An 11,506-nucleotide genomic window follows, 5' to 3' on the forward strand; every position below is an offset into this window, starting at 1 on the left:
GAACACATGAACCAGGCCGACTACCTCATCATCGGCGGTGGCATCGCCGGCGCATCCGCCGGCTACTGGCTGTCACACCATGCCCGCGTCATCGTGCTGGAACGCGAGTCGATGCCGGGTTACCACTCCACCGGCCGTTCCGCCGCCCTGTACATCGCCGCCTATGGCACGCCCCAGGTCCGCGCACTGACGCTGGGCAGCCGCGCCTTCTTCGATCAGCCGCCCGCAGGCTTTGCCGAACACCCATTGCTCACCCCACGGGGCGAATTGCTGGTGGACTTGATTGGCGACCCCGATGAGTTGCAGCGCCACTACCTGAGTGCCAAAGCCCTTGTGCCAGAAACGCGACTGCTCGACGTCGAGGAGTCGATGGCCATGATGCCGATCCTGCGCCGGGAAAAAGTCCATGGCGGGATCTACGACCCGACCGTGTGTGATATCGATACCGATGCGCTCTATCAAGGTTACCTGCGCGGCATTCGGCGCAATGGCGGAGAAATCCACACCGACAGTGAGGTGCAGAAACTGACCCGCGACGGTCAGGGACTGTGGCAAGTGCGCACGGCCCAACAACACTTCAGCGCCCCGGTGATCATCAACGCCGCCGGCGCCTGGGCCGACCATATCGGCGAGTTGGCCGGTGCACAGAAAATCGGCCTGCAACCCAAACGTCGCAGCGCGTTCGTCTTCTCTCCACCCGCCGAGCTGAACATCCACGCATGGCCGGAGCTGGCGGCCCTCGATGGTTCGTTCTATATGAAACCCGACGCCGGCATGTTCCTCGGCTCACCGGCCAATGCCGACCCGGTGGAGCCCCACGACGTGCAACCGGAAGAGCTGGACATCGCCACGGGCATCTATCACATCGAGGAAGCCACCACCCTGAGCATCCGCCGGCCTGCGCGGACCTGGGCCGGGCTGCGCAGTTTCGTCAGCGATGGTGATCTGGTCTGCGGGTTCGATCCACAGGTGGAGGGATTATTCTGGATTGCGGCTCAGGGCGGCTACGGGATCCAGACCTCACCAGCGATGGGCCAGGCCAGTGCGGCGTTGGTGCGCGGCAAGCCTTTGCCGGATGCATTGGCGGCGTTCGGGTTGACCGAAGCGATGCTTTCTCCACACCGGCTGCACGCCTCGACCTGACCTGTGTGGCGGGGGAGCTTGCTGTGGGGAGGGAGCTCCCTCGCCACACGTTATTTCCAGCGGTCAGCGGCTGCGTGATCGCTGTCGCGCCCTTCCACCCAGCGCGGCCCTTCGCTGGTGTTTTCCTTCTTCCAGAACGGAGCGCGCGTCTTCAGGTAGTCCATCACAAAGGCGCAGGCATCGAATGCCGCCTGACGATGGGCACTGGCCGCCGCAACAAACACGATCGGCTCACCCGGCTCCAGGGCGCCAATGCGATGCAACACTTCCAGCTTGAGCAGCGGCCAGCGTTGCTCGGCCTCCACGGCGATTTTGCCGAGGGCCTTTTCAGTCATGCCCGGGTAGTGTTCGAGGAACATCCCCGCCACATCCAGGCCATCATTGAAGTCGCGCACATAGCCGACAAAACTCACCACCGCGCCTACGCCCACATTGGCCGCATGCATCGCATTGACCTCGGCGCCGGGATCAAACGCCTCGGCCTGCACCCGAATCGCCATGGTCAGCCTCCGGTCACGGGCGGGAAGAATGCCACTTCGTCGCCAGCCTGCAGCGGCTCATCAAGGTCGCACAGTTCCTGGTTACGAGCGCACATCAGGCTGGCCTCATTGAGCACTGCGAATTCCGGGTCACCGGCCAATGCCTGGCGTACAGCGTCGACCGTCGCGAAGTCACCTTCCATCTCCAGGGAGTCCAGGCCAATCGCTTCGCTGTAGCGCGCAAAAAACAGTACGTTGATGCTCATGCCTGGTCCGCCTTGAAATGCCCGCTCTTGCCGCCGAGTTTCTCCAGCAGCCGAATGGTTTCGATGGTCATGCCACGGTCCACGGCCTTGCACATGTCGTAGATCGTCAGGGCGGCAACACTGGCCGCGGTCAACGCTTCCATCTCCACGCCGGTCTGCCCGGAGAGTTTGCAGCGGGCGACGATGCGCACCGCGTCCAGGCCATCGGCACTGAGCTCGACCTTGACCCCGGTGAGCATCAACGGGTGGCACAGGGGAATCAGATCACTGGTTTTTTTTGCGGCCTGGATCCCGGCGATACGGGCCACGGCAAACACGTCGCCCTTGGGGTGGGCGCCGTCGACAATCATTTTCAGGGTCTCGGGCAACATGCGCACCCGCGCTTCGGCCACGGCTTCACGGAACGTCACGGCTTTTTCAGTGACGTCGACCATGTGGGCGCGACCTTGGGAATCGAGATGAGTCAGCACAGGGATACTCCTGATCAGGAGCTCCGATTGTAAACCCAACGCCGATCAAATGTGGGAGCGGGCTTTTGTGGGAGTCAGGCTTGCCCGCGATGCAGGCACCTCGGTATGTCAGTTACACCGAGGTGATGCTATCGCAGGCAAGCCAGCTCCCACATTGACCGTGGTTACAGGTGAGATTCGGCGTATTCGGCCAGAATCGAGCGAGGGACACCTTGCAGCGCAATGTGCACGCCGTTCGGGAAGTCCTTGAAGCGTTCCGTCAGGTAAGTCAGCCCGGAGCTGGTCGCGGACAGGTAAGGGGTGTCGATCTGTGCCAGGTTGCCCAGGCACACCACTTTGGAACCGGCGCCGGCACGGGTGATGATGGTTTTCATCTGGTGCGGCGTGAGGTTCTGGCATTCATCGATCAAAATCAGGCTCTGCTGGAAGCTGCGACCTCGAATGTAGTTGAGGGATTTGAACTGCAACGGCACTTTGCTGAGGATGTAATCGACGCTGCCATGGGTGTTTTCGTCATCCATGTGCAAGGCTTCGAGGTTGTCGGTGATCGCCCCCAGCCACGGCTCCATTTTTTCCGCTTCGGTGCCGGGCAGGAAACCGATTTCCTGGTCCAGGCCCTGCACGCTGCGGGTGGCGATGATGCGGCGATAGCGTTTGGTAACCATGGTCTGTTCGATGGCGGCGGCCAGGGCGAGGATGGTTTTCCCCGAACCTGCGGCGCCGGTCAGGTTGACCAGGTGGATGTCCGGATCAAGCAAGGCATACAGCGCCAGGCTCTGGTAAATATCACGCGGTTTCAGGCCCCAGGCTTCCTGGTGCAACAGGGGTTCCTGATGCAGGTCGAGGATCAGCAGCTTGTCGACCTGGATCTCTTTGATCCAGCCCACAAAACCCTGTTCGTCGATGATGAATTCGTTGATGTGCACAGCCGGCAGGTTGTCGATCAGCTGTACCTGGTGCCAGGTGCGGCCATGGTCCTGACGGGTTTCGACCTTGCTGACGCGATCCCAGAACGAGCCGGTCATGGTGTGATAACCACGAGACAGCATCGACACGTCGTCAACCAGTTGGTCGGTACTGTAGTCCTCGGCAGCGATCCCACACGCTCGTGCCTTGAGGCGCATATTGATGTCTTTGGTCACCAGCACCAGGCGCAGGTCCTTGTCGCGTGCGTGCAGGTCGATCAATTGGTTGATGATTTTGTTGTCGTTCAGATTTTCCGGCAGCAGGCTGTTGGGCTCGCTGCGCTTGCTCATCAGAATCGACAGCAAGCCCTTGGGCCCGCTTTTGCCACGCTGGATCGGTACGCCCACCTCGACGTCGTCGGGGGAGGCTTCGCCGAGGGTCTTGTCGATCAGGCGGATGGCCTGGCGGCATTCGGCGGCAACGCTGTGGTGCCCGCTTTTGAGTTTGTCGAGCTCCTCAAGCACGATCATCGGGATGGCGACGTGGTGTTCTTCGAAGTTGAGCAGTGCGTTTGGATCGTGAATCAGTACATTGGTATCAAGCACATAAAGGATTGGCTGGTCGGAAGAAGGGTTACGTCCATGATCATCCATACTCGGTCACCTTTGTGGGAGCCAGTCGACGCAATACCGCGACAGTGCTGCGCCTCGATTCGACCGTCGAACGCACTTGAGGGGCGTCAAGTGCGGTGCACACAAGAGGTGTCTTGGAAGACGCCACCTGTGTTGCAGGTTTCGGCTGTCTGTCTTCGTAATACCGCAAAACACATGACAGGAAAAAGCACTTTGACGCTTTTTTGAAGTTTATTTTTCAGGATGACGAATAGCACTAGGCGCGCCGGCATTGCACCGTTAAAGTCGGAAGTCCGCCTGTATCGAAATACCTCTCAAATTCCCCCCTGAAAAACCTCAGCCCCAACAGGGCCGGGCTTTTCGTGCTTTTTCAGCGAAACGCTTCGCGGCAATCCTGCCAGCCGAGTCCACTTTCTGCCGTGGCGTGTAAAAGCCAGGGTAAAGCGATGCGCGCCTTGTCCTGGGTGTCGTGGAAGACGATCACCCCGCGCCGCCACAACAGCATCAGCGTGAGCACGCGGTTCGCCGACTCATCAGCCTTGAGCTTGCCGGGTTCGTCTTCCGAGTCGATGTCCCACAAGGCCACTTGCAGCCCTTGTGACTGGAAAAATCCCTGGCTGTCGGACCGGCGCTGACCGTACGGCGGGCGGAACAGCGGCAGGTAGTTTTCCGGCATCAGGTTTTGCGCCAGGGAGGCGCTGCGAGTGATGGACGACTGCCAGTCGACCCAATGGCTATGGGAGCGGTACTGCCAGCCCTGGATGCCGACGCACTGGCCCTGGTACAGCGCCTGCACATCGGTGGCCGAGCTTTTCTCGACGCGGGTTTGCAGGCTGTTGCCCAGCACGAAGAAGAGGCTGTGCATTTTCTGTTTGCGCAGGTAGTCGGCGAGCCAGTCGGTATTGCCGCTGACCGGGGACGGTCCGCTGTCGAAGGTCAGCAGGAACATCCGGTCGTTGAGTTCGTCGCCGTTGCGCTCGTGGTCGCCGAAGCGCGCGATTTCGCTGCTGATCTGGGGGAACAGGGCGGCCTTGCGCAACTGTTCATCCAGGTAGCGCTCGTGGAATGCGCGGCTGGGGCCAGCCCAGCCTATATAGAAGGAGTTGTCGCTGACTTCGAATTTGGCGGCTTGTTCGCGCAGGTCGTCCATGTTTTCCACCAGGTAGCAGAAGGAGGCGTCCTGTTCGCAGCTTTGTTGGGCGAAGGTGTAGTTTTCCAGTAGCCGTTGCCAGAGTTGACGGCGCAGGTCGTCGATCGAGGCCTGGTTGATGATCTTCAGGCCCAGGCGCTGCTTGAGGGCGGGTTCGTCGAGGGATTCGCTGGCGAGCAGGGTGTGGGCGAACATCAGGATTTCTGCGCGTGAGGCGACGTCGAACAGGGCGGGGCTGCTGAGGCGTTCGGGCCAGGTGCCGCGGTCCAGGGTTGCGACATCCACGGGGGCGGCTTGGGCGCCCAGGCAGATGAGCCAGGCTGACAGTAAAAGCGCAATTCGCACGAAGGGTCTCCCTTTCCAGAGTCGTCGGGCACTATAGCCGATCGTGTGGGGGCGCTATTGGGTTGGTGTGTATATGCGTTATTTGAGTGATGGCTTGTATTGGTTCCGCTCTTACAGCGGCTCACTTTTGAACGCTTTTGCAAAGTGACTCGCTGTAAGAGCGAAACCATAAGCCGCCGTAACCGCAGAAACGGATATGCCCCCCCCCAACGATCGCACAGCTATCTATCACCATCATAGGTGGAGTCAAACCGCCCTACCCCCTAGAATCCCCCCACGATTAAAGGAGACGACTTCATGCTGACGGTGATTTCCCCCGCCAAAACCCTCGATTTCGAGTCAAAGCCGGTCACCCCGCGCTTCACCCAGCCGCAATACCTCGACCACTCCCAGGAGCTGATCGAACAACTGCGCGAACTCAGCCCGGCGCAAATCAGCGAACTGATGCACGTCTCCGACAAAATCGGCGGCCTCAACGCCGCACGCTTCGGCAGCTGGACCCCCGCCTTCACCCCCGCCAACGCCAAACAAGCCCTGCTGGCATTCAAGGGCGACGTCTACACCGGCCTCAACGCCGAAACCCTCAAGGACGCCGACTTCACCTACGCCCAGGACCACCTGCGCATGCTCTCCGGCCTGTACGGCCTGCTGCGGCCGCTGGACCTGATGATGCCGTACCGCCTCGAAATGGGCACCAAACTGCCCAACGCCCGTGGCAAGGACCTGTACGCTTTCTGGGGCACCCGCATCAGCGAGTGGCTCAACGAAGCCCTGGCCGAACAAGGCGATGACGTGCTGCTCAACCTCGCGTCCAACGAGTACTTCTCGGCAGTCAAACGCCCGGCATTGAATGCGCGAATCATCAACACCGAGTTCAAGGACCTGAAAAACGGCCAGTACAAGATCATCAGCTTCTATGCCAAGAAGGCCCGGGGCATGATGAGCCGCTTCGTGATTGAAGAACGCATCAACGACCCGGCCAGGCTCAAGGAGTTTGACGTGCAGGGTTATCGCTTCAATGCGGAGCAGTCGAAGCCGGATAACCTGGTGTTCCTGCGGGATCACGCACCGGAATAACCTGACAACGAAGATCCAAATGTGGGAGCGGGCTTGCTCGCGAAAGCGGTGGTTCAGTCGATGCCTTTATTGCCTGACACGCCGCTTTCGCGAGCAAGCCCGCTCCCACATTTTGTTTGCATCCAATTCCGAATTCGTCATTTATTTGGCGTCAAAAATAATTCTTCAGATTCCCTAACATTTATTTCACTCGACATTCGTCAATTTTTTTCGTAGTGGCACCACTTTTTTAAAACAGTAGTGGCACAAAACTATTCACCCCTCGCAACTCCCCGCAACTACTGGCCTAAATAGCAAGTGCTATCAGAATAGTACTAGTGCCATCTTTCCTAATATTTCAAGAAATTTCCGGAAACAGGATGAGTGGACAGGAACTATGTCCTAAAGCACCGCTCATACCACCGGTAACGATTATCTCTGAAGATGTAAGAGATGACTTACGTGGCGACCAAGGGAAGTAGCAAAGTTGTCATATAACTTTGACTCAATGGTCAAATCATCAACTGATTAGTTGAAGGCGGACGCAAAGGTTTCACTACTTTCTCCGACAAGGCCAAGGCTGAGCTCACCTGTATGGGTCAGTGAGACAACCCAAGCCGTTGATATATAAGGGCTCAAAGCCCCTGTCAACGCCTTGCGGCACTGGCGCCAGGCCCTTCCCCAGGAAGGCTGGCTGCATTTCAGGGCAAGCCCCAACAATAAGGCCAAGTTGCGCACAACTTGAGTGCATTAGTTAGTCACTCGACTTTTAGTATGCCTGCACTGGATATACCGACGTTTATTCGTCGCACTTCCCAGTGCCTGGGTGACGCTTCAAAACATGAACTCCGGCCATCTAGTGGCACGATTAACAATGAGGTAAATGCGATGCGCATCAGCATATTTGGTTTGGGTTACGTCGGCGCGGTATGTGCCGGTTGCCTGTCTGCACGGGGCCATGAGGTCGTTGGCGTAGACATCTCCAAGGAAAAGATCGACCTGATCAACGCGGGTAAATCCCCCATCGTTGAACCGGGTCTGGGCGAGCTGTTAAGCCAGGGCGTTCAAACCGGCCGACTGCGCGGCACCACCAATTTCGCCGAGGCAATCCGTGATACCGACCTGTCGATGATTTGCGTCGGCACGCCGAGCAAGAAGAACGGCGACCTGGAACTCAACTACATCGAATCGGTGTGCCGCGAGATCGGTTTTGTCCTGCGTGACAAGACCTCCCGTCACACCATCGTGGTCCGCAGCACCGTGCTGCCAGGTACCGTGGCCAATGTGGTGATTCCGATTCTCGAAGACTGCTCGGGCAAGAAAGCCGGCGTCGACTTCGGCGTCGCCGTAAACCCTGAGTTCCTGCGTGAAAGCACCGCCATCGCCGACTACGACCTGCCGCCGATGACCGTCATCGGTGAATTCGACACCGCTTCCGGCGATGTTCTGCAGTCGCTGTACGAAGAACTCGACGCGCCGATCATCCGCAAGGACATCGCCGTCGCCGAGATGATCAAGTACACCTGCAACGTCTGGCATGCGACCAAAGTGACCTTCGCCAACGAGATCGGCAACATCGCCAAGGCGGTGGGTGTCGACGGTCGCGAAGTGATGGAAGTGGTCTGCCAGGACAAGACCCTCAACCTGTCCCAGTACTACATGCGCCCGGGCTTTGCCTTCGGCGGTTCCTGCCTGCCCAAGGACGTGCGCGCCCTGACGTACCGCGCCGGCTCCCTCGACGTGGATGCGCCGCTGCTCAACTCGCTGATGCGCAGCAACGAGTCCCAGGTGCAAAACGCTTTCGACATCGTTTCCAGCCACGACAAACGCAAAGTCGCCCTGCTGGGCCTGAGCTTCAAGGCCGGCACCGATGACCTGCGCGAAAGCCCGCTGGTGGAACTGGCAGAGATGCTGATCGGCAAGGGTTTCGACCTGAGCATCTACGACAGCAACGTCGAATACGCTCGCGTGCACGGCGCCAACAAGGACTACATCGAAGGCAAGATCCCTCACGTGTCGTCCCTGCTCAACTCGGACTTCGACGAAGTGATCAACAACTCCGACGTGATCATCCTGGGCAACCGCGATGAGAAGTTCCGTGCCCTGGCGCACAACGCACCCCACGGCAAGCAAGTGGTCGACCTGGTGGGCTTCATGTCCAAGGCCACCAGCGTGAGCGGCCGTACCGAAGGCATTTGCTGGTAACAGCAACGGCAAGTTTCAAGCGGCAAGCGTCCTGATCCCCGGCGCTTGCTGCTTGAAGCCTCCTTCACCTGCGGAATGACGCCTATGTCCAAGTTAAAACACGTACTCCTCCAATCTGCCGGCTGGCTGTTTTTCCTGAGCCTGCTGATGGGACTCGCCCTGCTGTTGCCGGCGAGTACGTTCGACTCAGAGTCGAAGAATTTTATTTTCCTGATTGGCGCCGTCGGTATCTGGCGCTACTCGATGGGTGCTACGCATTTCTTTCGCGGCATGCTGTTCCTGTACGTGGTCTACCCGCACCTGCGGCGCAAAGTGCGCAAGCTGGGCAAGGCAGCAGACCCGTCCCACGTATTCCTGATGGTCACCAGCTTTCGGATCGACGCGCTGACCACGGCCCAGGTCTACAGCTCGGTGATCCGCGAGGCCATCGAATGTGGCTTCCCTACCACCGTGGTCTGCTCCCTGGTGGAAATGTCCGATGAGCTGCTGGTCAAGAGCCTGTGGGCCAGGATGAACCCGCCCGACCACGTCAAACTGGACTTCGTGCGCATCGCCGGTACCGGCAAGCGTGACGGCCTGGCCTTCGGTTTTCGCGCCATCTCCCGCCACCTGCCGGACGACCGTGCCGTAGTGGCCGTGATCGATGGCGACACCGTGCTCGCCGAGGGCGTAGTGCGCAAGACCGTGCCGTGGTTCCAGCTGTTCGGCAATGTCGGCGGCCTGACCACCAACGAGTTCTGCGAAGTGCGCGGCGGCTACATCATGAGCGAGTGGCACAAGCTGCGCTTCGCCCAGCGCCACATCAACATGTGCTCCATGGCCCTGTCCAAACGCGTGCTGACCATGACCGGCCGCATGTCGGTATTCCGCGCCAACGTGGTCACCGACCCGGGCTTCATTGCCGATGTGGAAAGCGACTCGCTGCAACACTGGCGCCTGGGCCGCTTCAAGTTTTTGACCGGTGACGACAAGTCCAGCTGGTTCAGCCTGATGCGCCTGGGCTACGACACCTTTTATGTGCCGGATGCCGCGATTCACACCGTGGAACACCCGCCGGAAAAGAGCTTTATCAAGGCCAGCCGCAAACTGATGTTCCGCTGGTACGGCAACAACCTGCGCCAGAACTCACGTGCCCTGGGCCTGGGTATGCGTCGCCTGGGCCTGTTCACCAGCATCGTGCTGTTTGATCAACGCGTGTCGATGTGGACCTCCCTGCTGGGGCTGACCGTGGCGATCATCGCCACCTTCAAATACGGCGGCGCGTTCATCCTCGCCTACCTGCTGTGGATCGGCATCACCCGCCTGATTCTGACCCTGCTGCTGTCGTGCTCCGGCCACAAGATCGGCCCGGCTTACCCGGTGATTCTCTATTACAACCAGATCATGGGCGCGCTGGTGAAGATCTACGTGTTCTTCCGCCTTGATCAACAGTCCTGGACCCGCCAGGACACCAAACTGACCCGCGATTTGGCCAGCTTTCAACGTTGGTTCAACACCTGGTCGTCTCGGACCATGACCTTCTCCGCCGGCAGCATTTTCGTCGCCGTGTTGCTGATGATGGTTTGACCCTGCCAAGCCTGAATTAACTAGGAACTAAACACCATGAATAGCCCAGTAAACGCCAACGTTGTCCACGAATCCGAAGCCCAGCGCCAACACGCCCGGGTCAAAATCCCGGCCAAGCTGCGCTTCTTCGGCGCCGATCAAACACCGATGGAAGTGCGGGTGATCGACCTGTCAGCCGGCGGCCTGGCCTTCAACGCCCCGCAGCAGCCGCTGAAAGTCGGCGATGTGCACAAGGGTCGCTTGCAGTTCGTGATCGACAACCTGGGCCTGGCGATGGACGTCGAGCTGCAGATTCGCTCCTACGACCGCCAGACCGGCCGCACCGGTTGCCAGTTCCAGAACCTCGATGCACAAGACATCTCCACCCTGCGCCACCTGATCACCTCGCACCTGGCCGGTGACATCGTGACCATGGGTGACGTGCTGGCAACCCTGCAACGCGACAACTTCACCAAGGCGCGCAAGGTCAAGGACGGCGGCAGCAACATGAGCGTCGGTGGCCGCCTGCGGGCGGTGACTTTCAGCCTCGGGATCTTCGTGGTGGGCCTGGCGGCATTCGGCTTCGTGGTCAAATCGGTGTACGGCATGTACTTCGTCAGCCACGCCACCTCCGGCCTGGTGAGCGTGCCCGGGATGAACGTGACCATGCCCCGCGATGGCACCGTGCAAAGCCTGATCAAAGGCGATGCGGTCGCCGCCAAAGGCGCGCCATTGGCAACCTTCAGCACCAGCATGCTCGACGTACTCAAGGGCCATCTGGACGAAGACCAGCTGCAACCGGCCAAGGTCGAAGAGCTGTTCGGCAAGCAAATGACCGGCACCCTCACCTCCCCTTGCGACTGCGTCGTGGCCCAGCAACTGGTCGCCGACGGTCAGTACGCCAGCAAGGGCGACGTGATCTTCCAACTGGTGCCACGCGGCAGCCAGGCCAACGTTGATGCACGTTTCTCCTATCGCCAGTTTGCCGACGTTCGCCCGGGCACCCGCGTGAACTTCCAGGTAGCGGATGAAGAGCAGGTACGCACCGGCACCATCGTCAGCAGCACCAGCCTGAACAGCAGCGAAATGTCCTCCGACATCCGCGTGCAGATCAAACCCGACGCCCCGCTGGACAGCACCTACGCCGGTCGCCCGGTTGAAGTGACCAGCGATCGCGGCCCGTCCCTGAACTGGCTGATCGACAAAGCCATGGCCAACGGTCTGTAAGCAGAGGACATGCCTGTGATGACTCTCTCAAAAACACCGCAATCCCTGTGGGAGCGGGCTTGCTCGCGAAAGCAGTGTGTCA

Annotated in this window: 10 protein-coding genes; 5 read left to right on the forward strand and 5 right to left on the reverse strand. The window is 59.6% G+C overall.

The window, feature by feature from the left end; translation table 11 throughout:
* The first annotated feature begins 6 nt into the window (after positions 1–6).
* Positions 7–1,143, forward strand: a complete 1,137-nt coding sequence (locus ACIOMR_RS11090; protein WP_401194054.1) for an NAD(P)/FAD-dependent oxidoreductase — start codon at positions 7–9, stop codon at positions 1,141–1,143.
* A gap of 50 nt (positions 1,144–1,193) precedes the next feature.
* Here the strand turns inward: ACIOMR_RS11090 and moaE are convergent, their stop codons facing one another.
* From moaE to ACIOMR_RS11115, 5 genes are all read right to left on the reverse strand, one after another.
* Positions 1,194–1,643, reverse strand: coding sequence for a molybdopterin synthase catalytic subunit MoaE (gene moaE / locus ACIOMR_RS11095; RefSeq protein ID WP_087692831.1), 450 nt, complete (start codon positions 1,641–1,643; stop codon positions 1,194–1,196).
* A 2-nt stretch (positions 1,644–1,645) separates the two neighbouring features.
* Entirely contained in the window at positions 1,646–1,888 is a 243-nt protein-coding gene (gene moaD / locus ACIOMR_RS11100) for a molybdopterin converting factor subunit 1 (RefSeq protein ID WP_401194057.1), read from the reverse strand.
* Entirely contained in the window at positions 1,885–2,358 is a 474-nt protein-coding gene (moaC, locus tag ACIOMR_RS11105; protein ID WP_008435663.1) for a cyclic pyranopterin monophosphate synthase MoaC, read from the reverse strand. Before moaC ends, moaD begins: the two co-directional genes overlap by 4 nt.
* Positions 2,359–2,522: 164 nt before the next feature.
* Complete coding sequence (locus tag ACIOMR_RS11110; protein ID WP_010170407.1) at positions 2,523–3,917, reverse strand: PhoH family protein; 1,395 nt, start codon at positions 3,915–3,917, stop codon at positions 2,523–2,525.
* Positions 3,918–4,266: 349 nt separating this feature from the next.
* Positions 4,267–5,391 carry a polysaccharide deacetylase family protein gene (locus ACIOMR_RS11115; RefSeq protein ID WP_003216300.1) on the reverse strand — a complete coding sequence of 375 codons (1,125 nt, stop codon included), beginning with the start codon at positions 5,389–5,391 and terminating at the stop codon, positions 4,267–4,269.
* Positions 5,392–5,688: 297 nt separating this feature from the next.
* Between ACIOMR_RS11115 and yaaA the strand changes: the two genes are divergently transcribed.
* From yaaA to ACIOMR_RS11135, 4 genes are all read left to right on the forward strand, one after another.
* Positions 5,689–6,468 (forward strand): peroxide stress protein YaaA, encoded by a 780-nt coding sequence (gene yaaA, locus ACIOMR_RS11120; RefSeq protein ID WP_008435666.1) that lies wholly within the window; start codon positions 5,689–5,691, stop codon positions 6,466–6,468.
* A gap of 867 nt (positions 6,469–7,335) precedes the next feature.
* Entirely contained in the window at positions 7,336–8,652 is a 1,317-nt protein-coding gene (locus ACIOMR_RS11125) for a nucleotide sugar dehydrogenase (RefSeq protein WP_003216295.1), read from the forward strand.
* Between the two features lie 84 nt (positions 8,653–8,736).
* Positions 8,737–10,218, forward strand: coding sequence for a mannuronan synthase (alg8, locus tag ACIOMR_RS11130; protein ID WP_017477650.1), 1,482 nt, complete (start codon positions 8,737–8,739; stop codon positions 10,216–10,218).
* Between the two features lie 36 nt (positions 10,219–10,254).
* A complete protein-coding gene (locus ACIOMR_RS11135; protein ID WP_003216292.1) occupies positions 10,255–11,424 on the forward strand; it encodes an alginate biosynthesis protein Alg44 in 1,170 nt (389 codons plus the stop codon).
* Positions 11,425–11,506: the final 82 nt, after the last annotated feature.

This window comes from Pseudomonas sp. NPDC087814, assembly GCF_044742865.1.
Lineage (GTDB): Bacteria > Pseudomonadota > Gammaproteobacteria > Pseudomonadales > Pseudomonadaceae > Aquipseudomonas.

Excerpts from the sequence above, each read along its gene's own strand:
- ACIOMR_RS11135 (WP_003216292.1), top strand. The coding sequence starts at position 10,255 with ATGAATAGCCCAGTAAACGCCAACGTTGTCCACGAATCCGAAGCCCAG.
- alg8 (WP_017477650.1), top strand. The coding sequence starts at position 8,737 with ATGTCCAAGTTAAAACACGTACTCCTCCAATCTGCCGGCTGGCTGTTT.
- ACIOMR_RS11090 (WP_401194054.1), top strand. The coding sequence starts at position 7 with ATGAACCAGGCCGACTACCTCATCATCGGCGGTGGCATCGCCGGCGCA.
- ACIOMR_RS11125 (WP_003216295.1), top strand. The coding sequence starts at position 7,336 with ATGCGCATCAGCATATTTGGTTTGGGTTACGTCGGCGCGGTATGTGCC.
- ACIOMR_RS11110 (WP_010170407.1), bottom strand. The coding sequence starts at position 3,917 with ATGGATGATCATGGACGTAACCCTTCTTCCGACCAGCCAATCCTTTAT.
- moaE (WP_087692831.1), bottom strand. The coding sequence starts at position 1,643 with ATGGCGATTCGGGTGCAGGCCGAGGCGTTTGATCCCGGCGCCGAGGTC.
- moaD (WP_401194057.1), bottom strand. The coding sequence starts at position 1,888 with ATGAGCATCAACGTACTGTTTTTTGCGCGCTACAGCGAAGCGATTGGC.
- yaaA (WP_008435666.1), top strand. The coding sequence starts at position 5,689 with ATGCTGACGGTGATTTCCCCCGCCAAAACCCTCGATTTCGAGTCAAAG.